The following is a 23,415-nucleotide window of genomic DNA, read 5'->3' as shown; positions in this document are numbered from 1 at the left end:
CCAGCCTTACTGCGTGGTTCCGTGCTCGGTGCTACGGGGCTGTTATGTTCAGCGTTTTCATACTTAGATAAAATCTCTTTCATCACTTCATCCGGTAAAGACTGGAGCAAAACAGCCTTTCAGACTGCGGCCCGCCAGTTTCAGGTAAGCGCAGCCTCTCTGAGAGATAAATACTATCAGGTGCAGAAATATGCAAAATCTGACTGGGTGGCGTTCTTATCGACAAACGCGGTGGCTCAAAGCATGAAGCAAAGAAGGTCGAATTTGACGAGGATGCCTGGCAATTCCTGCTTGCCGATTTCCTGCGCCCGGAGCAACCCGCGTTTCGCAAATGTTATGCAAGGCTGAAACTCGCGGCGCAATTCCACGGCTGGAATATTCCGACTTATTCGACGGCTTATCGCCGGGTACAGCAAAACGTCGATAAGGCTATGGCCGTGGCCTGCCGTGAGGGTGAACACGCCCTGATGCACCTGCTGTCCGCCCAGCGAGCATCTTAACGTCCTGCAATGGATTAATGGCGATGGTTACCTGCACAACGTCTTCGTTCGCTGGTTCAACGGCAAGGGCGTGAACGCGAGGTTTTAACCTGGTTTATTGGAGAAAACTAGCAGGAGTTTGCCGAACGGGCAGAAGAGTTTTTGGGAGCTAACGGCCTGCACCGGCTTGCAGAAAAGTTGAAGCTCGACTCTCAGACCGCCTGACGAATTCCCCCCGGTGTTGTGCCGGGGGTTTTGTGTTCAGGGGTATGAAAGTTCCGTCAGAACCACGGTTTTCTGGTTTTTGTCGATGGCTAATGACATCACCAGACCTGAATCATAGTGCGTCCATTGTTCACCAAAACTATCCGTGGTTTCGTAAACAAAGCCTTTTTCTTTGAAGTAACTGCGAATCTTTTCAGCGTCATTTGTATTATGGAATGTGACTGAATTCATTTCAGGTGATGCGCCATCCTGCGCACGATACTCAAAGTCATATGTCTCACTGATTCTCGGGGCATGTTTAATCAAATCGCTGGTGAACCATGAATAACTGATGGAGTCACTTTCCCTGTAGCTTTTACCTTCGCCCGGTGCCGGTGAAAAGCTGACAGCGAAGACAGTAACCCCAATGATTACAGCCAGGATAATGTATATCGTATTACGTAAAAATCTCATGGTTCTAGCCCGCCAGAAATCCGAAACTGACCCCGTTCTTGATTAACGGTCTTGCGATCTTACTGCCCGTATCAGTAAACGGGTCAATCTGCTTCATCCAGTGTGGTAATTTGCCATAATAAGGAGTGTGTCGAATGCAGGGGTCATTAGGATCAGGGAAAAGCAACGGCAGGAAAGACTTATTTTTATTCTGGCCAACAGAACCGTAAAAGTCCCAGCGACGCAATGCTTTCTCTTTCGGGTCGATGGTTAACAAATCAAGGTAATTGGTGGGGCGGACAACCGAGTAAAATCCCAGCAGATCAGAAACCAGATCCTCTGCGCTGAACCCGCTGTCGGTAACCCAGCTAAAGCGGGTCTGCCAGTGCTCGAACAGTGAGGCAGTATGCATCATCATCGCCAGTGCAATGCTGTCAATCTCTCGCCGGGTTCTGCCTTTTTTCACTTCCCACTCGACATAGCGGCCCGTGTTAAAGAGCGTGCCGCGATAGCTCATCTGCTGGCGGTATGAAACCCGGTAATACTCCTTTGTTCCGGCTTCACCAGAGCGGAACTGGTTAAGCAAAAGGCGAATGTCTGTACCTCTGGCATGGCCGAGATCAAGCCATCCCAGCTCTTTTGTATAGATAAGGCCGCTACCTTTGGCTGACAGGGTCGCGCCACTCTTTCCGGTCACGTCAATGCGCTTGCTCATAACACCTCCATGTCGTTCGGTTTGAACAGTCACTTTATCCTCAGCAATTGCTCTTGTCGCGTTTGAAGCTGGTATCAAATATTATTAAAAGTTAAACGATGGTTCATTTAAAGTGCGACAATTTTCCTTGTCGCATTTTTTGTGGATCATCCCGCAGGTCCAGATGGATCTTGCAATACCCGTAAACACAACCGGACTCCAGCCAGACTGTTTGATCTGTCCCGTCAGTCTCACATCTGCCTGGTGGCGCTGAGAATGCGTCTGCTGAAGCCAGGCGTAAAAGCCGCTGGGGTGAACATCAAGCCCCCGACAGAGCAGGCGAACAGGCCAGCAACAGGTATGGTCACGGATAAAGGCGTACCTCAGTCGGACAGCTTTGCGAAGTACGCTGCGGCTTTTTTAATATGTCCCGTTCGTCGGTAACTCGCTTCAGCTCCTACTGGAGTCGGCGCATATCGGCCTGAGCATCTGACTGTTCTTTATTAGTGGATGAGTCCGGGCCGTACTTCTTTATCCAAACGTAAAGGCTGTGGGTGGTGATATCAAGACGTGTTGCAACGCTGGCAACAGAATAACCGCGATCAACAACCTGTTTGACCGCTTCAGTTTTAAACTCTTCGGGATAACGCTTACCGCTCATGGGCCCCTCTCTTTAAGTCATCTTAAATGACTCTGGGGTGTCTGTTAAACCCATGGCGATTCAATTCGGATTGTTAATATATTTATCTATTCCAGACAACACATCAAACGAACCGACGCCATAGCAATTTGATTTGACGCTTTTTCCGTCGGATGAAAGACGACTATAGTCCATCATGCAAATTTGCAATTTACGATCCCCCGCGAGTACAAAATTAAAAGCTGATGATAGCTGAGAATATCACGTCAATTAAACTGCTAAATCTCTAAAAATAAACCGAAGTTACTAGCTGATTTGAATGGATGTAAAAGACCGGCTAAGTCGGTCTAAAGTAGGTTATTTCGATGCAGGCTCATCGCACTTCGGCAACCAATCGCCGTTGCTTTCTTCTTTGAGCGTTAGGTTGGTCTGCATGCCCTGACTGGTTCATCGTTTTTCGTCATTCAGGCCGTACTCTTTCAGCATGGTTGGCAAGCCCTTGCCGAACATGGTGAGGCTGAGTGTGTTCTTGTAGCCGTGTGCCTTCATATATACCAGATAAGCGTGATACAGGTAGAGTCGTGACTGATTGGAGTTCCCCATAATACATGCTGTCCGGGCCCGGGCGTTCCTGTATGGGCCATTCTGAACGCCATCTGTGCTTTTCCCTTGCCAGACAGAGCTCGCACTGCTGTTTCGCTTCATATTAATCGCTTTATAAGTATGCTGTAACTACTAAAGATTATGCCCTATCCCGCATTCACCCTGACTCAGCGCACCTTGCCAGCCGTATATTTTTCGTACTAAATCCGGCCGCTTCTCGCCCGCCCGACATGCGCTAACCAACGGCTCACCCCGCTTCGCGCTAAAAGCCTTTGCAAAGGCCCCCAGAAAGCGATAATACCCCACCGCTTTCCGACAAAGGACCGACGATGCGCGACACACCGCAAGGCAACCGGACCCGCAAAAAACATATGAAGCTCAGCACGCTGGTCACGCTGATGATCGGCGCGGTAGTGACCTTCGTGCTGCTCAGCGTGCATCTGCTCTACTTCTTTCAGATCGGCAGCGCCACGCAGAAGCAGCTGGAAGACAAGGCGATGGCTGTGGCGCGCACGCTGGCGGACGTGCCCGCCATCCAGCAGGCGCTGAGCGGGCCGCCGGACGCCGGCGTTATCCAGCCTGTCGCCCGCGCAGCGCAGCAGCATAACAATCTGCTGTTCGTGGTGGTGACCAATATGCAGGGCATCCGCTACTCCCATCTTAATCCGGCGCTGATTGGCCAGCACTTTATCGGCGACGATATCAATCCGGCGCTGCAGGGCAAAGAGAACGTCTCGGTCAATCGCGGCTCGCTGGCGGAGGCGCTGCGCGTCTTTACGCCGGTCTACAACGCGCAGCAGCAGCAGATCGGCGTGGTGTCGATAGGCATCTCGCTGGAGGCGGTCAGCGATCAGATCAACCAGAGCCGCTGGAGCATTATCTGGACCATCCTGATCGGCGCGCTGGCGGGCGCGCTGGGCACGCTGGCGCTGGTGAAAACCCTGAAGCGCATTCTCTTCGGGCTCGAACCCTGGGAGATCTCCTCGCTGTTCGAGCAGCGCCAGGCGATCCTGCACTCGGTCAAAGAGGGCGTCATCGCGGTGGACGCCCATGCCGAGGTATCGCTGATCAACGAGGCGGCGCAAAAGCTGCTGACGGAGGAGAGCTCCGGCAGCATGGAGGACGCCAGCGTCATTCACGCTCAGCTGCAGGAGACGCTGGCAACCGGCCGCGCGCGGCGCGACGAAGAGCTGAATATCAACGGCCACGTGCTGCTGAGCAACACCGTGCCGGTCTACAGCCAGCAGCGGCTTATCGGCGCGGTCTGCACCTTCAGGGATAAAACCGAAATCACGCGGCTGCTGCAGCGGCTGAGCGGCATGGTAAACTACGTCGACGCGCTGCGTGAGCGCTCGCATGAGTTTATGAATAAGCTGCACGTGATCCTCGGCCTGCTGCACATGAAAAACTATGCGCAGGTCGAAGCCTATATTTTGAAAACGGCGAACAACTACCAGACCGAAATCGGTTCGCTGCTCGACAAAATCAAGTCGCCGGTAATCGCCGGCTTCCTGCTGAGTAAAATCAACCGCGCCTCGGACAGCGGCCATCGCCTGACGCTGAGCGACGCCAGCTTCCTGCCCGATATCGGCAACGAGCAGCAGATCGCCGTGCTGATCACCGTGCTCGGCAATCTGATCGAGAACGCGCTCGACGCGCTGGGCAGTGAACACAACGGCGATATCCACGTGATGCTGCACTACCAGAACGGCTGGCTGGCTTGCGAGGTCAGCGACGACGGGCCCGGCATCCCGACCGACCAGCTGGATGCTATCTTTGACAAAGGCTTTTCAACCAAAGGCGAGGATCGCGGCGTCGGGCTTTATCTGCTGAAGCAGCAGACGGAAAGCCTCGGCGGCAGCGTCAGCGTGGAGTCGGAACCCGGCGTGTTTACCCAATTTTTTGTACAACTTCCCTGGGATGGAGGCAACAAAACCGCATGATCAATGTGTTAGTGGTCGATGATGACGCTATGGTCGCCGAGCTGAATCGCGTTTACGTCGGGCAGGTGCCGGGCTTTCACTGCGTCGGCACGGCGTCGACGCTGCAGCAGGCGAAAGAGATGATCCTTCACAGCGAACCCGCCGTGGATCTGGTGCTGCTCGATATCTATCTGCAGCATGAGAACGGGCTGGATCTGCTGCCGGAGCTGCGCGAGGCGAAACAGCCTGTCGAGGTGATCATTATTTCATCCGCCGCCGACGCCGCCACCATCAAAACCTCGCTGCACTACGGCGTGGTGGACTATCTGATCAAACCCTTTCAGTTCCCGCGTTTTGAAGAGGCGCTCACCAACTGGCGGCAGAAGAAGTCGCTGATGGATACCCATCTCTACTACCAGCAGGCGGAAGTCGACCAGCTGATCCACGGCAATCCGCCCACCAGCAACGACAGCAAACGGCTGCCGAAAGGCCTGACGCCGCAGACGCTGCGCACCCTGTGCCAGTGGATCGACGCCCATCCCGGCAGCGAGTTCTCCACCGACGAGCTGGCGGCGGAGGTCAATATCTCGCGCGTCTCCTGCCGCAAATACCTGATCTGGCTGGCGCAGATCAATATTCTCTTCACCAGCATCCACTACGGGGCGACCGGCCGCCCGGTCTATCGCTACCGCCTGCAGCCGGAATACCATTCGCTGCTCAGGCAGTATTGTCAGTAGTCAGCTGATAGCGGCGGTCGTGCAGACGAAACGCGAACTGGCGCGACGAGGAGCAGATCACCTGCTGGTCGCGGGTGACGAAAATCGCTTCGATGTGCGGCGCGTCGCGCAGCGCCGCGAGGCTCTGCTCTCCCCCCAGCCCGTAGAGCAGCGTGGTGTAGATGTCGCCATCTATCGAGCGGTCGGAAACCACCGTGACGCTCAGCAGCTCGTTGTCGAGCGGATAGCCGCTGCGCGCGTCGAGTATGTGGTGATAGAGGCGGCCGTCCCGCTCGAAGTAGCGCTCGTAGACCCCAGACGTCACCACCGATTTCCCTGCCACCTCAATCACGCCGATTAATTCGTCCGCCTGGCCGAACGGCGTTTTTAGCCCCACAGACCAGCCGGCGGCCTGCGGCGGCGCGCCGAGCGTCTGCACGTTGCCGCCCAGGTTAATCAGCGCCCTTTCCACCCCCTGCTGGCGCAGAAAGCTGCGCACCAGGTCGGCGATATAGCCTTTGGCGATAGCGCCCAGGTCGATCTCCATGCCCGGCTGGCGCAGAAACACGCTGCGCCGCTCAGGATCCAGCACCACCTCGCGCGGATCGGTCAGCGCCATCAGCTTTTCCAGATCGCCCTGCGGCGGCACGCTGCGCCCCTGAAAGCCGATTTTCCAGCGCTTGACCAGCGGGCCGATAGTGAAATTGAACAGGCTGTGCGGCAGCAGACTGACCTGGTGCGCGCACTGAATGAGATCGAACACTTCGCGGCTGACGCAGACCGGCTCTCTGCCTGCGGCGTGGTTGATCGCCATCACCTCGGAGTGGGCGCGGTTGACGGTGAGGATATTCTCCTGATGACGGATAAGCCGGAAGACCTGCGCGGCCAGCGCCGCATTGTCCTCGAAAAGCTTAAGAAGAATGGGCGACCCCATCAGTACTGCGGAATAGGCGTAAACGCCTTCGTCGGCTGACATACTCGCCTCGGCTGTCAAAGTGGATCCGGCACCGGCGCGCCAGGTAGCGTTGCCCGACGCGCCGTTGCCGATAGCGGGCTAGCCGCGCGCCAGGGCCGCCGCGTTACGTCCGGCAAGGATACCAAAGATAATGATATCCGCCACGGCGTTGCCGCCGATACGGTTGGCGCCGTGGATGCCGCCGACCACTTCCCCCGCCGCCCAGGCGCCGCGGATCACCTGTTTGTTGCTGTCGAGCACCGCGGTGTCGGTATTGATGGTCACGCCGCCCATGGTGTGATGCACCCCAGGCGCGACGCGGATGGCGTAGAACGGCCCCTGGTTCAGCGGATGACGTAGCGCGGTGGTGCGGCCGAAATCCTCATCCTTCTGATCCACCACGAACTGGTTGTAGCGCGCCAGCGTCTCCTCAAGGGTGGTGTGCTCCATATTGAGCTTCACCGCCAGCTCGCCTACGGTTGGCGCGCTGATGACAAAGCCCTTGGCGATATACTCATCGGCCGCTTTGTTGTTCGCCCGCACCTGTTCGTCGAAGATCACCCAGGCGCTTTTCTCCGGCAGCGCGATAATCTGCGCGGAAACCTTGTCGCGGGTCTCCATCTCGTTGAAGAAGCGTTTGCCCTCCTGCGACACCAGGATAGCGCCGCCGCCGCGAATCGATTCAGAGATCAGATACGACGTGGTCTGCTCGACGGTGGGATGGATCTGGATTTCGCCCATATCGACCGTATCCGCCCCCAACTTCTGCAGCATGGCGATGCCGCTGCCGGTCGCGCCTTTGTGGTTGGTGGTAACGAAGCCGTCCAGCTCAGGGCGATATTTCACCACCATCTCGCGGTTGGCGCTGAAGCCGCCGGTCGCGACGATCACGCTTTTCGCATAGAGGATACGGCTGTCGTAGTACTCATCCACCACCTTCACGCCCGTTACCGCGCCGTTCTCGGTGAGAATTTCAGCGACCGAGGTATCGAGCAGTACCTCGATGTTGCGCTTGTTGATATTTTTCACCAGGCCGCTGATCAGGTAGCCGCCAACCGCCGAACGGTCTGCAGGGCGGTGCGTGCGGTCGATGCTCATGCCGCCGGTTATGGTGATATCGTTAAGCTCGATGCCGTGATCCGCCAGCCAGTCGATCGCCTCCGGCGCCAGCTCGACGAACTCGCGCAGCAGCGCCGGGTTGTTTTTATGCTGCCCGCCTTTCAGCGTCTCCTGATAGAAGAGCTCTTTGCTGTCTTTGATGCCCTTCATCGCCTGGAAGCGCGTTTCCGCCGCGTTCATCCCTACTGAGGCTTTGATGGTGTTGCCGCCGATGGTCGGCATCTTCTCGATGATCACCACGCGCGCGCCTTCGTCGTGCGCCTGAATCGCCGCCGCCAGGCCCGCGCCGCCGCTGCCGATCACGACCACGTCGTAGTTCTGCGGCGCAGCGGGGTTGCCGCCCTCTTCAATCACATACTCTTTGCTGGAGGTGGAGAGCGCGCGCGATACCGCTTTTTTCAGCGCCTCGCTCTGGGTGGTGGCGCCGCTGATGGCGTCGACGTGCGGGCTGTTAGCCACCAGGATGCGGTTACGCAGGCTTTCGAAGGTCTCGGTGAAATCGACGTCCAGCGTATCGTCCGGCACCATCGAAATATCGGTGATGCGGTCGGTATCCAGGGTGACGTTGATTTTCAGCTTCAGCGCTTCCGCTTCGACTTTCTCCTGGTAGACGCCCGCCTTGTATTTGCGGCCTGGCGCGCTGACCTCGCGGATCATCGCGTCCACCAGCGAGAAGCGCCACAGCGGTTCCGGGATCATCAGCGCTTCGCGCTGGGTGCTGTCGATATAGAGGTCGAGATGCTCGTTGTTCAGCACGCGATCCGCCCAGTCCGGGTAAGCGATGCAGGCTTTGCCGATCGCCACGAGATCGTAGCCGTGCTCCAGCGCCATCTCCACGTCGGCTTTATTCACCACGCCGCCGACGCCGATAACCGGCACCTTCGCCAGGCGTTCGGAACGCTGCGCGATATATTTGTCGATCAGCGGCGTCGGATCGCGGGTATCGACGATAGAGGGACGCAGCAGCTGGCCCATGGAAAAGTGCACGTAGTCGAGGCCGCGCTCCGCCAGTTTCTCCAGCAGATAGAGCGTGTCGGCAAAGCGAATGCCGGGCACTTCGATCTCTTCCGGCGAGAAGCGATAGCCGATAATAAAGGTGTTATGCGCGATGCGCTCCGCCATTTTATGGGCGATATCCAGCACCGCCAGCGGGAAACGGGCGCGGTTTTCGCGGCTGCCGCCCCACTTGTCGTCGCGCTGGTTGGAGTTAGGGGAAAAGAACTGCTGAATCAGATAGGTATTGGCGCCGTGCAGCTCCACGCCGTCGAAGCCCGCCTTGATGGCGCGGTTCACCGCGTCGCCGAATTTAGTGATCATCACCTCGACTTCATCGGCGGTCAGCGCCTGCGGCGTGGTCGCGCCTTCGCGCGGTGCGGCAATGGCGCTGGGGCCCACCGGCGTTTTGCCGCCGATCAGCCCCGGTTCCACCATGCGGCCGCCGTGGTAAATCTGCAGGATAGCCGTCGAGCCCTGCGATTTAATCGCGTCGGCGATGCGGGCAAGTCCGGGGATCTTGTTGTCGCTGTCGATGCCGATAGCGCCGGGAAAGGCGGGCCCTTTGTTATCGATAAAACAGGACTCGACGATAACCGTACCAAGCGTGCCTGCGCGCGCGCGAGATAGTACTCCACGAGCTCGCTGGTCACCGTGCCGTCGTAAAATCCCGTACAGGTGGTCATCGGCGCCATGACCAGACGATTTTTTAATACCGCGCCGTTGGGCAAAGTCAGCGGATTTAAAAGCGGGGTGCGAGTATTCATTTAGATTAACTCCGGAAATTAAAAGCTGAGAAATTCTGCGGACGAGGCGCTCTGGCGATAATTAAAAGGTCCGGCTTAATGCCACTAATATACCAGTAACTTTAGATACAAAAGTAACGAATATAGTTTTAAAACTTTTTGAAGTATCCGGGTTATTTATTTTGCAAAGGCTGAGATTTTAGTTATAGTAATGTTAGCGAAAGCGCTGAAAAAATCAAATTATTGTTATAATCAAAAATTAATACATCTTTATCAATAAGTTGACAGAAGCGGCACTTGCACAAAAAAGCGCCAGTAACGCCGCCTGTTGCTTCGGAATCGTCTTAAGAGCCCAATAAAAATTTTAAAGTTTTTAACGCAATTAAAAGGCAAACTCACTCTTTGATCTAGATCAAAATTTACTATTATGGCAGGCGCATCATATAGCCACGGCGCAAAAGTTTATTTAATAAAGTTGTCACATGAAGACGTTATTCAATAAGGTTTTGCTGAAGGCGTTCTCCCCGCGAGAATAATACGCAGCGCATCAACAAAGCCGGTACCCTCTTCTTTTTTAACTTGCAGACCTTCACTATGAACATGAAAACGACGCTGAACGAAGCCGCGCAACCTGCGCCCGTCCCGCCGCCGGGACAACACAAACGCTGGATCATGCTGGCCCTGCCCATCGTGGTCGCCGTCCTGCTACTGCTGGTGCCGACGCCCGCCGGGCTCGAGCCCTACGCCTGGCACTTTTTCGCCATTTTCGTCGGCGTTATCGTCGGCCTGATTTTCGAACCGCTGCCGGGGGCGGTCATCGGCCTGACCGGCGTGGTGGTCATCGCCCTCTTCAGCCAGTTCGTGCTGTTTAGCCCCGCCGAGCTGGCGAAGCCGGGCTTCAAGGTCGCTACCGAGGCCTTTAAATGGGGCGTAAGCGGTTTCGGCAACTCTACCGTCTGGCTGATTTTCGGCGCCTTTATGTTCGCCGCCGGCTACGATAAAACCCAGTTCGGCCGCCGCCTGGCGCTGATTCTGGTGAAGTATCTTGGCCGTCGCAGCCTGACGCTTGGCTACGCCATTACCTTCGCCGACCTGCTGCTGGCGCCTTTTACCCCGTCGAACACCGCGCGCAGCGGCGGCACCATCTACCCGATTATCGCCAACCTGCCGCCGCTCTACGGCTCTAAACCCAATGACCCGAGCGCGCGCCGCATCGGCTCTTATCTGATGTGGGTCGCGATTACCGCCGCCTGTATCACCAGCTCTATGTTCCTGTCGGCGCTGGCGCCGAACCTGCTGGCGCTGGCGCTGGTGAAAAGCGTCGTGGGCTTCGATATCTCCTGGGGCATGTGGTTTCTCGCCTTCCTGCCGCTCGGCGTGCTGCTGATCCTGACCATGCCGCTGCTGGCGTACTGGCTCTATCCGCCGGAAGTGAAGGTCAACGACGAAGTGCCGCGCTGGGCTACCGCCGAGCTGCAAAAGCTGGGCAAGCTGTCGCGCAATGAGATTTTGCTGCTGATTTTCGTGGTGTGCGCGCTGCTGATGTGGATTTTCGCCACCGCCTGGATCGAGCCTGCGATGGCTGCGCTGCTGGTTATCATACTGATGCTCTGGACCGGCGTGCTGAACTGGAGCGACATCACCAGCAACAAGGCGGCGTGGAATACCTTCGCCTGGTTCGCCACCCTGGTGGCGCTGGCGGATGGCCTGGCGCGCGTCGGCTTTATCGCCTGGCTGGGTAAAGAGGGCGGCATGCTGCTGCAGGGTTACGACCCGCAGGTCTCCGCGGTGGTCTTGCTTATCGCCTTCTACCTGCTGCACTACCTGTTCGCCAGCACCACGGCGCACACCACCGCGCTGCTCCCGGCGATGCTGACCATCGCCGCAGCGATCCCGGGCATCAATATGCCGGTGTTCTGCCTGATGCTCTGCACCTCGCTTGGCGTGATGGGGATTATCACCCCGTACGGTACCGGCCCCAGCCCGATTTACTACGGCAGCGGCTATCTGCCGACCAAAGACTACTGGCGTCTGGGCACCATTTTCGGCCTGCTGTTCCTGGTGCTGCTGATGCTGATCGCCTACCCGTGGATGGTCATGTTGTTCTAAAGCAGGCGACGAAACAGGTTAATAAAGTGTAAAATCCTTTCCCTTCAGCTTACGCCAGCCGCGTCCCGCGCGGCTGGCGAAATAAAAACCAACAATATTTGCGGCTGTTCGTCTCGCGCTGCGCGAGCCGCCGCCGCCGCATAAGTGAGCCGAGATGTCGAACAAACCTTTCTACTATCAAGAGCCCTTTCCACTGTCCCACGATGACACCCAGTACTATCTGCTGACGCGCGAGCACGTCTCCGTCGCCAGCTTCGAAGGCGAAGAGGTGTTGAAGATCGATCCCAAAGCGCTGACCCTGCTGGCGCAGCAGGCGTTTCACGACGCCTCTTTTATGCTGCGTCCGGCGCACCAGCAGCAGGTCGCCTCTATCCTCGCCGACGATGAAGCGAGCGAGAATGACAAATATGTCGCCCTGCAGTTTCTGCGCAACTCGGAGATCGCCGCCAAAGGCGTGCTGCCGACCTGCCAGGATACCGGCACGGCGATTATTATGGGCAAAAAAGGCCAGCGCGTCTGGACCGGCGGCGGCGACGAAGCCGCGCTGTCGCAGGGCGTCTATAACACCTTTATCGAAGATAACCTGCGCTATTCGCAGAACGCCGCGCTCGATATGTATAACGAGGTGAACACCGGCACCAACCTGCCGGCGCAGATCGATATCTACAGCACTGACGGCGACGAATATAAGTTCCTGTGCATCGCCAAGGGCGGCGGCTCAGCCAACAAAACCTATCTCTACCAGGAGACCAAAGCGCTGCTCTCGCCCGGCAAGCTGAAGAATTATCTGGTGGATAAGATGATGTCGCTCGGCACCGCCGCCTGTCCGCCCTATCACATCGCGTTCGTGATTGGCGGCACCTCGGCAGAGGCGACGCTGAAGACCGTGAAGCTCGCCTCGACGCACTATTACGATAGCCTGCCGACCAGCGGCAACGAGCATGGCCAGGCGTTCCGCGATCTGGCGCTGGAGCAGGAGTTGCTGGAGGCGGCCCAGCAGCTCGGCCTAGGCGCGCAGTTCGGCGGCAAATATTTCGCGCACGATATCCGCGTGATCCGCCTGCCGCGCCACGGCGCTTCCTGTCCGGTGGGCATGGGCGTCTCCTGTTCGGCGGACCGCAATATCAAGGCGAAAATCAACCGCGACGGCATCTGGATCGAGAAGCTGGAGGACAACCCGGCGCAGTATATTCCGGAAGCGCTGCGTCAGCAGGGCGAAGGCGGCGTGGTGAGCGTCGATCTTAACCGGCCGATGCAAGAGATTCTGGCGCAGCTCTCCGCTTATCCGGTCTCTACGCGTCTCTCGCTGAGCGGCACCATTATCGTGGCGCGCGATATCGCACACGCCAGGCTGAAAGAGCGTATCGACAGCGGCGAAGGGCTGCCCCAGTACGTGAAAGATCACCCGATTTATTACGCCGGTCCGGCCAAGACTCCGGCAGGCTACGCTTCCGGCTCGCTTGGCCCGACCACCGCTGGCCGCATGGATTCCTACGTCGATCTGCTGCAGTCGCACGGCGGCAGCATGATTATGCTGGCGAAGGGCAACCGCAGCCAGCAGGTGACGGACGCCTGCCAGAAGCACGGCGGGTTCTATCTCGGCAGCATCGGCGGCCCGGCGGCGGTGCTGGCGCAGCAGAGTATTAAAAAGCTGGAGTGCGTGGAGTATGCCGAGCTGGGGATGGAGGCGATCTGGAAGATCGAGGTTGAGAACTTCCCGGCGTTTATCCTGGTGGACGACAAAGGCAACGACTTCTTTAAGCAGATTCAGGACAGCACCTGCGCGCGCTGCGTGAAGTAAACCTTAAATACCTCGTAGAAGGCGTGACCTTTGTGCTCACGCGGCTGGCAGGATTCGGTCGCAAAGGCGCTTGACGCATCCCTGCTCGCCCGGCCCGCGACATCCCTGTCGCGGGCCGCTTTGCTCCTCGAACCCTGCCAGCCGCGTATTAAGCCTCAGAGCTGCCTGCAACAATCTGTTTCAGGTGCCTTGTACTCATGTGACACTACAGCACGTTACCAGAAACGCGGCACGTCTGCTGAATCGCTCGCCTCAGCCGCCAGCAGTAAATCGGCGTCATAGCGATCGAGCATATAGACCGCCTGACGACCCGGTAGATTAACCGCAATGATGCTGTACTCCACGCCGTCCAGCACCTCATCATGTTCAGTCAGCACGCTATAAAATTCGTTCATCAACATTCCTTATTCAGTTCGGCCTCAGGCCCGTCAGGAACCACCGTCCTGACCATGCCATAGCAATCTTACGCGGTTATGACAGTTAACAATGGGTCGAAAAAACGCGAAATGCGCCGGGATTAATATGAAATAAAAAAGGCGCGTTGCCCAGAGAGCAGCGCGCCGCAGACCGGGAAATCAGAAGAAACCGAGCGGCTGAACGCTGTAGCTCACCAGCAAGTTTTTGGTCTGCTGATAGTGGTCCAGCATCATCTTGTGCGTCTCACGCCCGATGCCCGATTTTTTATAGCCGCCAAAGGCGGCGTGCGCCGGATAGAGATGATAGCAGTTGGTCCAGACGCGTCCTGCCTTGATGGCGCGGCCGACGCGGTAGGCGCGGTTGATATCGCGCGTCCAGACGCCTGCGCCCAGCCCGTAAATCGAGTCGTTGGCGATAGCGATCGCTTCCGCCTCATCCTTAAAGGTGGTGATGCCCACCACCGGCCCGAAAATCTCCTCCTGGAAGACGCGCATGCTGTTGTCGCCCCTCAGCAGCGTCGGCTGAATGTAGTAGCCGCTGGCGAGAGCGCCTTCCAGCTTCTCCACGCCGCCGCCGGTCAGCACCTCCGCCCCCTCCTGACGAGCGATCTCCAGATAGGAGAGGATCTTGTCGAACTGCTGCTGCGACGCCTGCGCGCCGACCATGGTTTCGCTGTCCATCGGATCGCCGCGCTTAATGGTTTTGATGCGCTTCATCACCGCCGCCATAAAGGGCTCGTAGATCGACTCCTGCACCAGCGCGCGCGACGGACAGGTACAAACCTCGCCCTGATTCAGGAAGCCGAGCACCACCCCTTCGGCCGCCTTCTCGATAAAGCTCTCTTCCGCCTGCATGATATCTTCGAAGAAGATGTTCGGCGATTTGCCGCCCAGCTCGACGGTTGAGGGGATCATGCTCTTCGCCGCCAGCTCAAGAATATGGCCGCCGGTCGCAGTGGAGCCGGTAAAGGCGACTTTGGCGATGTCGGGATGAGAGGCCAGCGCCTCGCCCGCCTCTTTGCCGTAGCCGTGCACCACGTTCAGCACCCCGGGCGGCAGCAGATCTTTGATCAGCTCGACAAACAGGGTAATGCTCAGCGGCGTCTGTTCGGCCGGCTTCAGCACCACGCAGTTGCCCGCGCCCAGCGCCGGGGCCAGCTTCCACGCCGCCATCAACAGCGGGAAATTCCAGGGGATTATCTGCGCCACCACGCCGAGCGGCTCATGGAAATGGTAGGCGGCGGTAAACTCGTCGATCTCGGCGGCGGTGCCCTCCTGCGCGCGCACGCAGCCGGCGAAATAGCGGAAGTGATCCACCGCCAGCGGCATATCGGCGGCCAGCGTTTCGCGCACCGGTTTGCCGTTATCCCAGGTCTCGTTCACCGCCATATATTCCAGATTTTGTTCCAGCCGATCGGCGATCCTGAGCAGCGCCAGCGACCGCTGCTGGGGCGAGGTTTTACCCCAGGCTTCGGCGGCGGCGTGCGCCGCGGCGACGGCATTATCCACATCCGCCTTGTCCGAACGCGGAAATTCCCCCGCGACCGAACCGTTGACCGGCGAAGTATTGGTGAAGTAGTTGCCGTTCACCGGCGTCACGAATTCGCCGTTAATAAAGTTGCCGTAGGTTTTCTGCAGCTGAATCAGAGAACCCTGTTCCCCGGGAGAGGCGTAACGCATGGTGAATCTCCTTAACATGGCTGTAATTGAAACAACAATGAAACCTGTCGTTAACAATGAATGAACAAACCCAGCCTGTCAGATGTTGCAGTCGGAAACTGTGACCGCCGCAAAGGAAAAGCGCGCCGCCCGTGCGCACGGATAATTCTGAGAATAAGCCGAGGCGCGGAAAAAAAGCGAAACCTCGGGCCGAAACAGGGTCAACAGAGAAGGTTAATCACAGGAGAGAGTGACATGCTGGCTTCGGCTTTTACCCTTATGCGCGCAAAAACAGAATTTATTCATCAGTTTATTCGCCATCCGCGCAAGATGGGCAGCATTACGCCCTCATCGGCGGCGCTGTGCCGCGCCATGAGCGATAGCGTCTGCTGGCGCAGCGCCCTGCGCGTCGCCGAACTCGGCGCTGGCGACGGCGTGCTGACGCGCCATCTGCTGGCGCGCATGCAGCCGCAGGCGAAACTGGATGCCTTTGAGATCAGCGCGCCGCTGGCGGATAAGCTGCGCGCGCTGGAGGATGCGCGCCTGCAGGTGCGCAACTGTTCGGCGGCCTGGTTGACAGGCGAGTATGACGCGATCTTTTCCGGCCTGCCGCTGCTGTCGCTGCCGCCGGCGCTGCGCGACGACATTCTGCGCGCCGCGTTCGAGGCGCTTGGCCCGGACGGCGTTTTCGTGCAGTTTCAGTACACCTCCCTCACCCAGCCCGATCTCTCGCGCTACTTTATCTGGCAGCGTCAGCGGGTGCTGAAAAACGTGCCGCCCGCCTGGGTTTATCGCTGTCGGCGCAGCTACGCGCCCTGAGCCTGGCTCGGCTGTGGGCGCGTCTGCTGCCAGAACGCCATCAGCAGCTGCCGCGCCCAGTCTGCGCCTTCGATGTCCGCATCCGCGACGCTATCGCTGACGTCGGGCGACAGGCAGGCGCTCATAATATGGCGTGAAAATTCCGGGTGAAACTGCACCGACAGCGCCTGCGGCGAGTAGCGCAGGATCTGACAGGGATCTTTCTCAGAGGTGGCCAGTACCTGCGCCTGCGGCGGCGGAGCGATCACCGACTGGCGGTGCGACAGCCAGGCGCTGAAGCGTTCCGGCAGCGCCGAGAGCAGCGCGTCGCGCTGCATCGCCGCTTTGCACGTCAGCGGCAGCAGGCCGCGCTCCCAGCCGTTGGGGTTATCCGCCACCTTGCCGCCCAGCGCGTAGGCCATCAGCTGGTGGCCGTAGCAGACGCCCAGCAGCGGCAGCTTAGCGTCGATCGCCGCCCGCACCCACGCCGCGCTGCGCTCACTCCACTCGGCGTGGTCGGTCACCATCGCCCAGGAGCCGCTCAGGATCGCGCCGCTGATCTGGTCAAACTGCGGCAGCGATTCGCCAAGGTGCGGGCGCACAATGAGATAGTCATCGGGTTGCAGATCAAGCGCGTCAATAAACCAGCGCGGCTGTTCGCCAATACGTTCCACCACGATGGCAGGCGGCACTTCAAGTTGAATCAGGGCAAGGGGCAAAGAGGAAGTGGAAGTCATACCGAATGGGTTCCCTGGCAGGTTAGCGTCTCGGTGAACCAGTCTGCCAGCAAAGCGGCGGCCTGTCTTATGATTTTCCAGCCGCTGTCATAACAGAAAAATATTTGTCATCGCCTGTCGGCGACTCCTCGCTTCGTGCCATCATTAGGGCGTGGCGAAAAACAACAGCGAAGGACGGGATTGTGGCTCTGCGGCATTTTTTTCTGATTTTGATGGTGGTCTCTATCTGGGCATTCAATAACGTGGCGGTGAAGTGGGGCCTGCTGGAGCTGCCGCCGCTGTTTCTCACCTGCATGCGTTTTGTGGTGGTGGCGATTGTGCTGATACCTTTCTGCCGCATCACGCGTGAGCAGCTTCCCTGGCTGCTGGCGCTCGCCTTTACCTTCGGCTTTATGCACTTCTCGCTGCTGTTCGTGGGCATGCGCTATACCGACGCCGGCACCGGCGCAATTGTGGTGCAGCTCGGCACGCCGATCGCCATGCTGCTGGCGATGGCGGTGCTGAAAGAGCGGCTGAGGGCGATTCAGCTGGTCGGCATCGCCATCTCACTGTGCGGCGTGGCGGTGCTCTCCGGCAGTCCGACCATCCCCGCCTGGTGGGTGCTGGCGATCCTGCTCTGCAGCGCCACCGGCTGGGCGGTCAGCAATCTGATTGTGAAAAAATCGCCGCCGATCAAGCCGCTGACCATGACCGGCTGGATCGCCTTTCTGGCGGTGCCCATCGTCGGCCTGTCGAGTTTCGTGATGGAGTCGCACCAGTTTTACGCCCTCAGCCAGGCGGGATGGCGCGGCTGGTTCGGCATTCTCTACAGCGCGCTCGCCTCGTCGATTGTCGCCTATACCCTCTGGTACGGGCTGCTGAAGCAGTACAACGTCAATCTGATCATGCCCTACTCGCTGCTGACGCCGGTGTTGTCGGTGCTGATGGGCATCGTGGTGCTGGGGGACAGCCTTAACAGCTTTAAAATCATCGGCGCATCGCTGGTGGTGTGCGGCACGGCGATAGCGGTCATCAATCTGCGCAGCCTGCGCATGCACGCGCGCTTCCCGCGTCTGCGCCGTCGCTGAAAAAGCGGTGCTATGCTCTGGATACCGTCTGTTTCTGGAGAATGATTATGGATTATCAGCTTGCCGCGTCGCTGTGGCAGCAGCTGTGGCAAGGATTGCGTGGCCCCGGCGACGCAACCGCCCCGCCCACTTTTCTTGATACCGCGACCTTCTCATCCGCTTTCGCCGTCAGCGAGCTGGCGGCCGCCAGCATCGGGCTGGCGACCCAGGCGACGGCGGATTTTATCGGCGTCCGCCAGCCGGTGAGCGTCAATGTACGCCTCGCCTCGCGCTGGTTTCAGACCAGTTTCTTTCCCTGCAATCGCCCCGCGCCCGCACTGTGGGACGCCTTTGCCGGCGACTACCGCAGCGCCGACGGCTGGATCCGCCTGCACACCAATGCGCCGCATCATCGCGCGGCGATGGAGCGCGTGCTGGGCCAGCATCCCGATCGCGACGCACTGGCGCGGCAGGTGGCGCGCTGGCAGGCTGACGCGCTGGAGCAGGCGGTAGTCGACGCCGGCGGCTGCGCCGCAAAGATGCGCAGCGAACAAGCGTGGCAGCAGCATCCGCAGGGCCAGGCGATGCGCGAAGAGCCGCTGATCGCCTGGCGACGGGGCGCCGCCGCGCCCGCGCGCAGCTGGCCGATGCCCGCCGCGCGACCGCTGCTCGGCGTTCGGGTGCTGGATCTGACGCGCATCATCGCCGGGCCGGTGGCGACCCGCTTTCTCGCCAGCCTCGGCGCGCAGGTGCTGCGTTTCGATCCGCCCGGCTGGCGCGAGCCGACGCTGGATGAAGAGATCGGCTGCGGCAAACGGCGCGCCGTGGTCGACTTTAAAACGGCGGCAGGCCGCGAGACGCTGCGCGCGCTGCTGCAGCAGGCGGACGTGCTGGTGCACGGCTATCGCGCCGACGCGCTGGAACTGCTGGGATTCGACGCCGAGACGCGCGCCCGGCTGGCGCCGGGTCTGGTGGACGTTAGCCTGAACGCCTGGGGCTGGCACGGCCCATGGCGCAATCGCCGCGGCTTCGACAGCCTGGTGCAGATGGCGTGCGGCATCGCCGAGAGCGGCATGCGCTGGTCGCAAAGCGCGAAGCCGACGCCGCTGCCGGTGCAGGCGCTGGATCACGCCACCGGCTATCTGATGGCCGCCGCGGCGCTGGAGGGGCTGCGCCAGCGCCACGCTACCGGCTACGGCGTTGAGGCGCGGCTGTCGCTGGCGCGCACTGCCCTGCTGTTGCAGCAGCATCCCTGCCGGGACGCGATCCTGACGGCGGGCGTTAAAGCGCATGCGCACGACACGCTGCCGACCGTTGAGCTAACGCCCTGGGGCATCGGGGAACGGCTGCGCGCCGCTGCCCGGCTGCCCGGCACGCCGCAACTCTGCGCCACGCCGGGCTGCGAGCCGGGCACGCATCCGGCGCGCTGGTAAAGGAGCGGGCGGGATCAGGCTTCGCCGCTGTCTTCGCTGGCCTCGTTCAGCTCGTCCCACATCGCCTGGATCGCCTCACGGCTTAGCATCGCCAGCGTGCGGTAGAAGGCGGTGGTGGCGTGCGCCTCGACCTTGCCGAGAAAGGCGCCGCACCAGGGCAGCAGATAGCTGTCGAACAGAGCGCACTGCGCCGCGCTCTCATCTTCCGCCGACTGATCTTCCAGCCAGGAGGCCGCCAGCATCAGCACGCCGAAGTGGTCGGCGGGCGCGTCGCTGAGCGGCATGCCGCGCGAGGCGAGAAAGGCGCGCACCTCCGGCTCCGGCTTGCCTTCCGGCCACTGCGAGGCGTAAGGCGGCACCTTACAGTCGGGGCCGACGAACAGCGCATTGTAATCCGCCGCCAGCGCCTGCGGATCGCTATTCTGCTGCAGACGCTGCAGCAGCTCGTCCTGCTCCAGCGGCCACTGCGCGCCAAGTTTGCCCTCGCGCAGCAGGGTAAACAGCGGAACCAGCAGCGGATCCTGCGGCTGACGGTTAAACAGGGAGCCGATCACGCGGCAGAGGATGGAAAACTCGTTCATGCACTATTCCAGAGGCAAAAGGGTTAGAAATCCGCCAGTTCGGCAATCTGTTTGCCGGTGCGCTGCTCAAGAAAATCGAGCAGGCGGCGCGGCGTGACATTTAACACGCGATCCTCGGGAAAATCCACTGCGCGCGTGATGCGCAGGCAGTGCTCGAAGTCGCCCAGCGTAAACGCGGTGTGGGAATCGGAGCCAAACGCCAGCTTGCCGCCGGCGTCGCGCACCGCTTCGGCGATGGCGCGGATATCGATCGGAAACGTGGGTCGCCGAAAGTTATTGGTGGCCACATTATATCAGGCCCTTAAATTCTGTGCTAATCAAGCAATTAAAGCTCTGTAGGTGAGTTATTAACCATAAGACCTAATGCAGATCTTTACTAAACCCTATGTATGTACACTTCCAAACGGCTAATAAAAAAACATTAGATGATTAGCAAAATCATCTTGAAATAATTAGATATTGGCAATATTATCTAATCATACCAGAGGGATATGTTCTTTAAAATTTGGGGGCATAATGGTTGAAGTAATTTGGTCTAAGCGTGCATTGAAGCACTTGACTAAGATCGATAGCCGCTACCGGAAAGCTATTAACGAGAAGACTCAGCAGTTGGTAACCTTCCCGCTTGTGAATGTAGACATCAAGAAGTTACAGGATACCGATAACCAGTACCGGTTACGTGTTGGTGACTACAGAATAATCTTTGAGTTAATAGACGGTGAGCCGGTAGTACTCAGGATTGAAGAAGTGACGCGCAGAACATCAAAGACTTACTGATACAAGGCGAGTCAAATCGACGATTATGCTCCATGACATTAACCGCGACGCCAAAACACCCGGATAAACTATGTCAAAACAGTACATATATGATGAAACAGGTAAGCCACAATTTGTGGTACTTCCGGTAGCAGAGTACGAAAAGCTTCTCTCAGACGCCGAAGGCGAATGGGAGAGTATACCTGTTGAAGCAGGCCCTGATGATGACGAAACTGTACCAGGTGCAGTCGTTAACATCATGGTTGAACAGGACGTAAGCTTACAAGCCGCCTGGCGTATTTATCGCGGCTTAAGCCAGTATGATGTGGCTGAAAAATTAGGTACGACTCAGAGTGCTATCTCTCAGTTAGAACGGGCAGAGAGCAAGCCACAGAAAAAAACGCGTGAACGTCTTGCGAAGCTCTATGATTGCCGTCCAGAACAGTTAGTACTCTAAAAGACAAAGGCCACTTCCGCGGTGGCCCTTCATTTATTCGAGATCGTATGTTGCCTGGATTTCTTCATTGCCAGTCATAGTACCGGTAAGGCGTTCAGTTCCCCTCAAACGCCTTGATCTAAGGCTCTGGCACCGCTTATCAGGCTTGCCCGGAGCTGCTGAGAATATTCACAGTCGTACTGACCTCCTGCATTCCCCTCGTCCTTTTGCGCGATCTTGCTTCTTCTGCGAAGCGTAACGCCATTGCAGCAAGAGTCAGAAATCCGCCAGTTCGGCAATCTGTTTGCCGGTGCGCTGCTCAAGAAAATCGAGCAGGCGGCGCGGCGTGACATTTAACACGCGATCCTCGGGAAAATCTACTGCGCGCGTGATGCGCAGGCAGTGCTCGAAGTCGCCCAGCGTAAACGCGGTGTGGGAATCGGAGCCAAACGCCAGCTTGCCGCCGGCGTCGCGCACCGCTTCGGCGATGGCGCGGCAGTTCGGCTCGCTGCCGGGACGCGAGGTGGTAAAGGAGGAGTTGTTGATCTCCAGCGCCACGTTGTAGTGCGCGGCCGCCTCGGCGACCGCGCGGATATCGATCGGGAACTTCGGGTTGCCGGGATGGCTGATGATATGCGCCACGCCGTTCGCCATGGTGGCGATCATCGCATCGGTGTGATGGCTCTTGTCGCGCGGCGCGTAAACCGGCTCGTGAAAGCCGGCGATAATCAGATCCAGCGAGCCGAGCATCGGACCGGAGCAGTCGATTTCGCCCTGCTGGTTTTTAATATTGGCCTCGATACCGCGCAAAATGCCGACGCCGTCGATCACGCGCGGCCAGATTTTCATATTGACGAAGTGCCAGTAGTGCGGCGCGTCGGCCATGTCGGGGCCGTGATCGGTAATGGCGAACAGCCTGATGCCGTTGTTTTTCGCCTGCGCGACATAGTCGTGCAGCGTGCTGTAGGCATGAGTGCTGGCGACGGTATGCATATGCAAATCAACGGGGTACATTATTTTCTCCTCTCTGCCGCCCGCTCGGACGGTCAATAAGTTAACCGGAATTCAATAGCCGCGCTGGCGATCGACGCAGCCCGACGGCCGTTCGCCCGCCTCAATAGCGCCGATGGCGCGCGTAATGGCGTCCATCGCCTCATCCGTCAGGGTCAATGCCGCAATATGCGGGGTCACGGTGACGCGCGGATGACGCCACAGCGGATGCTCCTGCGGCAGCGGCTCCTGCTGGAACACGTCGAGCGCGGCAGCGCGCATCCGCCCGCTCTCCAGCGCCGCCAGCAGATCCGTTTCCACCACCTGCGCGCCGCGCGCCATATTGAGGAAACAGGCGTGCTGCGGCAGCTGGCTCAGGGTGCGCGCGTCGAACAGGTCGCGGGTTTCCGGCGTGGTGGGCAGCAAATTGATCGCCACCTGCGCGCCGCGCAGAAAGTCGTCGAGGCTCTCGCGTCCGGCAAAGCTCTCGACGCCGTCGATGCGCTTCGGCGTTCGGCTCCAGACGCGCAGCGGAAAGCCCCATGGCCGAAGCGCCTCGATAACGCTCCGCCCCAGCACGCCGGCACCGAGTACGCCGACGCTGAACGTCTCGCGCGTTATCGGCGGCAAAGGCTGCCACTGCGCCTGCTGCTGCTGTCTGGCGTAGTCGTCGAAACGGCGGAACCAGCCGAGCACGCAGTAGAGCGCATACTCCTGCATCTGCCGCGCCATACCGCTATCCTCCAGGCGGACCAGCGGCACCGACGGCGGCAGCATTTCGGGATAGCGCGCCAGCCGGGCGAGAATATCGTCAACCCCGGCGCCCATTACGAATACGCCCCGCAGCCCGGCGCGATGCGCCAGCATCTCGCGCGGCGGCTGCCACAGAATAGCGTAATCCGCGGGCGCGTCGTCGCCCGGCTGCCAGCGCCGCACCCGCGCCTGCGGCAACCGCCGCTGCATTCCCCTCAGCCAGACGTCGCCATCCTGCGTCGGGTGATACCAGATAATATCCATCTCGCTCCTCGTTTTTGCCCTCAAGCCTCCGGTAAAAGCGGCGCCAGGGCAAGCAAAAACCGCCGCTCCGCCGCCGGCTTCTGTTCCGGTCTGCTTCACATTTCCGCAGTCT

Annotated in this window: 18 protein-coding genes and 5 pseudogenes; 10 read left to right on the top strand and 13 right to left on the bottom strand. The window is 59.0% G+C overall.

The annotated features are described in order from the left end of the window. Positions 1–105: 105 nt before the first annotated feature. Positions 106–564 (top strand): annotated as a pseudogene (locus HA46_RS00785) (DNA-binding domain-containing protein); the annotation flags it as partial. Between the two features lie 176 nt (positions 565–740). On the opposite strand, the gene HA46_RS00780 reads toward HA46_RS00785, so the two are convergent. The 4 genes and pseudogenes from HA46_RS00780 to HA46_RS00765 form a co-directional block, all read right to left on the bottom strand. Next, complete coding sequence (locus HA46_RS00780) at positions 741–1,157, bottom strand: hypothetical protein (protein ID WP_084881892.1); 417 nt, start codon at positions 1,155–1,157, stop codon at positions 741–743. A 4-nt stretch (positions 1,158–1,161) separates the two neighbouring features. Next, a complete protein-coding gene (locus HA46_RS00775; RefSeq protein ID WP_084881891.1) occupies positions 1,162–1,851 on the bottom strand; it encodes a hypothetical protein in 690 nt (229 codons plus the stop codon). A 148-nt stretch (positions 1,852–1,999) separates the two neighbouring features. Beyond that, positions 2,000–2,491, bottom strand: a pseudogene (locus HA46_RS20650) (transposase); the annotation flags it as partial. 336 nt (positions 2,492–2,827) lie between these two features. Continuing rightward, a pseudogene (locus tag HA46_RS00765) lies at positions 2,828–3,085 on the bottom strand (winged helix-turn-helix domain-containing protein); the annotation flags it as partial. 317 nt (positions 3,086–3,402) lie between these two features. Between HA46_RS00765 and HA46_RS00760 the strand changes: the two are divergent. Further along, the gene (locus tag HA46_RS00760) at positions 3,403–5,016 is read left to right on the top strand and encodes a sensor histidine kinase (protein WP_033789706.1); all 1,614 of its coding nucleotides are present in this window, start codon (positions 3,403–3,405) and stop codon (positions 5,014–5,016) included. Further along, a complete protein-coding gene (gene dcuR, locus HA46_RS00755; protein ID WP_033789705.1) occupies positions 5,013–5,732 on the top strand; it encodes a two-component system response regulator DcuR in 720 nt (239 codons plus the stop codon). Before HA46_RS00760 ends, dcuR begins: the two co-directional genes overlap by 4 nt. Here the strand turns inward: dcuR and HA46_RS00750 are convergent. Together HA46_RS00750 and HA46_RS00745 are read right to left on the bottom strand one after the other, a co-directional pair. Beyond that, complete coding sequence (locus tag HA46_RS00750) at positions 5,713–6,687, bottom strand: FAD:protein FMN transferase (protein WP_084881889.1); 975 nt, start codon at positions 6,685–6,687, stop codon at positions 5,713–5,715. The genes dcuR and HA46_RS00750 overlap by 20 nt on opposite strands. 78 nt (positions 6,688–6,765) lie before the next feature. Next, a pseudogene (locus HA46_RS00745) lies at positions 6,766–9,545 on the bottom strand (flavocytochrome c). Between the two features lie 579 nt (positions 9,546–10,124). On the opposite strand from HA46_RS00745, the gene HA46_RS00740 reads away from it, so the two are divergent. Next, the gene (locus HA46_RS00740) at positions 10,125–11,633 is read left to right on the top strand and encodes an anion permease (RefSeq protein ID WP_033789887.1); all 1,509 of its coding nucleotides are present in this window, start codon (positions 10,125–10,127) and stop codon (positions 11,631–11,633) included. Between the two features lie 154 nt (positions 11,634–11,787). Then, the gene (fumA, locus tag HA46_RS00735) at positions 11,788–13,434 is read left to right on the top strand and encodes a class I fumarate hydratase FumA (protein WP_084881888.1); all 1,647 of its coding nucleotides are present in this window, start codon (positions 11,788–11,790) and stop codon (positions 13,432–13,434) included. A gap of 215 nt (positions 13,435–13,649) precedes the next feature. Here the strand turns inward: fumA and HA46_RS00730 are convergent, their stop codons facing one another. Continuing rightward, positions 13,650–13,829: a hypothetical protein gene (locus HA46_RS00730; RefSeq protein WP_084881887.1), complete on the bottom strand. Its 180-nt coding sequence runs from the start codon at positions 13,827–13,829 to the stop codon at positions 13,650–13,652. A gap of 180 nt (positions 13,830–14,009) precedes the next feature. After that, on the bottom strand, positions 14,010–15,530 hold the full coding sequence (gene exaC, locus HA46_RS00725) for an acetaldehyde dehydrogenase ExaC (RefSeq protein WP_033789699.1): 1,521 nt from the start codon (positions 15,528–15,530) through the stop codon (positions 14,010–14,012). 234 nt (positions 15,531–15,764) lie between these two features. Between exaC and HA46_RS00720 the strand changes: the two genes are divergently transcribed. Continuing rightward, positions 15,765–16,328: a class I SAM-dependent methyltransferase gene (locus tag HA46_RS00720; RefSeq protein WP_084881886.1), complete on the top strand. Its 564-nt coding sequence runs from the start codon at positions 15,765–15,767 to the stop codon at positions 16,326–16,328. Here the strand turns inward: HA46_RS00720 and HA46_RS00715 are convergent. Further along, on the bottom strand, positions 16,316–17,044 hold the full coding sequence (locus HA46_RS00715; protein ID WP_084881885.1) for a glutamine amidotransferase: 729 nt from the start codon (positions 17,042–17,044) through the stop codon (positions 16,316–16,318). The two genes, HA46_RS00720 and HA46_RS00715, sit on opposite strands and share 13 nt — an antisense overlap. 182 nt (positions 17,045–17,226) lie before the next feature. Here HA46_RS00715 and HA46_RS00710 point away from each other — a divergent pair, with 182 nt between their 5' ends. Both HA46_RS00710 and HA46_RS00705 read left to right on the top strand, forming a co-directional pair. Continuing rightward, the gene (locus tag HA46_RS00710; protein WP_033789695.1) at positions 17,227–18,111 is read left to right on the top strand and encodes a DMT family transporter; all 885 of its coding nucleotides are present in this window, start codon (positions 17,227–17,229) and stop codon (positions 18,109–18,111) included. Between the two features lie 47 nt (positions 18,112–18,158). Then, positions 18,159–19,523: a CoA transferase gene (locus tag HA46_RS00705; RefSeq protein ID WP_084881884.1), complete on the top strand. Its 1,365-nt coding sequence runs from the start codon at positions 18,159–18,161 to the stop codon at positions 19,521–19,523. Positions 19,524–19,537: 14 nt separating this feature from the next. Here the strand turns inward: HA46_RS00705 and HA46_RS00700 are convergent, their stop codons facing one another. Then, positions 19,538–20,104, bottom strand: a complete 567-nt coding sequence (locus HA46_RS00700; protein ID WP_033789691.1) for a TorD/DmsD family molecular chaperone — start codon at positions 20,102–20,104, stop codon at positions 19,538–19,540. A 23-nt stretch (positions 20,105–20,127) separates the two neighbouring features. Beyond that, positions 20,128–20,346, bottom strand: a pseudogene (locus HA46_RS00695) (phosphatase); the annotation flags it as partial. Positions 20,347–20,620: 274 nt separating this feature from the next. Here HA46_RS00695 and HA46_RS00690 point away from each other — a divergent pair. Both HA46_RS00690 and HA46_RS00685 read left to right on the top strand, forming a co-directional pair. After that, on the top strand, positions 20,621–20,881 hold the full coding sequence (locus HA46_RS00690; RefSeq protein WP_033789689.1) for a type II toxin-antitoxin system RelE family toxin: 261 nt from the start codon (positions 20,621–20,623) through the stop codon (positions 20,879–20,881). A 70-nt stretch (positions 20,882–20,951) separates the two neighbouring features. Beyond that, positions 20,952–21,317: a helix-turn-helix domain-containing protein gene (locus HA46_RS00685; protein ID WP_033789687.1), complete on the top strand. Its 366-nt coding sequence runs from the start codon at positions 20,952–20,954 to the stop codon at positions 21,315–21,317. Positions 21,318–21,572: 255 nt separating this feature from the next. On the opposite strand, the gene HA46_RS00680 is transcribed toward HA46_RS00685, so the two are convergent. Beyond that, a complete protein-coding gene (locus tag HA46_RS00680; RefSeq protein ID WP_033789684.1) occupies positions 21,573–22,310 on the bottom strand; it encodes a phosphatase in 738 nt (245 codons plus the stop codon). Positions 22,311–22,361: 51 nt separating this feature from the next. Beyond that, positions 22,362–23,303, bottom strand: coding sequence for a glyoxylate/hydroxypyruvate reductase GhrA (gene ghrA / locus HA46_RS00675; RefSeq protein ID WP_084881883.1), 942 nt, complete (start codon positions 23,301–23,303; stop codon positions 22,362–22,364). Between the last annotated feature and the right edge of the window lie 112 nt (positions 23,304–23,415).

The organism is Pantoea septica, assembly GCF_002095575.1.
Lineage (GTDB): Bacteria > Pseudomonadota > Gammaproteobacteria > Enterobacterales > Enterobacteriaceae > Pantoea > Pantoea septica.
The sequence above is the reverse complement of the archived record's forward strand: the minus strand, read 5'-3'. Positions and strand labels throughout refer to the sequence as shown.

Bases quoted from the DNA above. Each gene is read 5' to 3' on its own strand.
- HA46_RS00780 (WP_084881892.1), bottom strand. From the start codon at position 1,157: ATGAGATTTTTACGTAATACGATATACATTATCCTGGCTGTAATCATT.
- HA46_RS00775 (WP_084881891.1), bottom strand. From the start codon at position 1,851: ATGAGCAAGCGCATTGACGTGACCGGAAAGAGTGGCGCGACCCTGTCA.
- HA46_RS00760 (WP_033789706.1), top strand. From the start codon at position 3,403: ATGCGCGACACACCGCAAGGCAACCGGACCCGCAAAAAACATATGAAG.
- dcuR (WP_033789705.1), top strand. From the start codon at position 5,013: ATGATCAATGTGTTAGTGGTCGATGATGACGCTATGGTCGCCGAGCTG.
- HA46_RS00750 (WP_084881889.1), bottom strand. From the start codon at position 6,687: ATGTCAGCCGACGAAGGCGTTTACGCCTATTCCGCAGTACTGATGGGG.
- HA46_RS00740 (WP_033789887.1), top strand. From the start codon at position 10,125: ATGAAAACGACGCTGAACGAAGCCGCGCAACCTGCGCCCGTCCCGCCG.
- fumA (WP_084881888.1), top strand. From the start codon at position 11,788: ATGTCGAACAAACCTTTCTACTATCAAGAGCCCTTTCCACTGTCCCAC.
- HA46_RS00730 (WP_084881887.1), bottom strand. From the start codon at position 13,829: ATGAACGAATTTTATAGCGTGCTGACTGAACATGATGAGGTGCTGGAC.
- exaC (WP_033789699.1), bottom strand. From the start codon at position 15,530: ATGCGTTACGCCTCTCCCGGGGAACAGGGTTCTCTGATTCAGCTGCAG.
- HA46_RS00720 (WP_084881886.1), top strand. From the start codon at position 15,765: ATGCTGGCTTCGGCTTTTACCCTTATGCGCGCAAAAACAGAATTTATT.
- HA46_RS00715 (WP_084881885.1), bottom strand. From the start codon at position 17,044: ATGACTTCCACTTCCTCTTTGCCCCTTGCCCTGATTCAACTTGAAGTG.
- HA46_RS00705 (WP_084881884.1), top strand. From the start codon at position 18,159: ATGGATTATCAGCTTGCCGCGTCGCTGTGGCAGCAGCTGTGGCAAGGA.
- HA46_RS00700 (WP_033789691.1), bottom strand. From the start codon at position 20,104: ATGAACGAGTTTTCCATCCTCTGCCGCGTGATCGGCTCCCTGTTTAAC.
- HA46_RS00690 (WP_033789689.1), top strand. From the start codon at position 20,621: ATGGTTGAAGTAATTTGGTCTAAGCGTGCATTGAAGCACTTGACTAAG.
- HA46_RS00685 (WP_033789687.1), top strand. From the start codon at position 20,952: ATGTCAAAACAGTACATATATGATGAAACAGGTAAGCCACAATTTGTG.
- HA46_RS00680 (WP_033789684.1), bottom strand. From the start codon at position 22,310: ATGTACCCCGTTGATTTGCATATGCATACCGTCGCCAGCACTCATGCC.
- ghrA (WP_084881883.1), bottom strand. From the start codon at position 23,303: ATGGATATTATCTGGTATCACCCGACGCAGGATGGCGACGTCTGGCTG.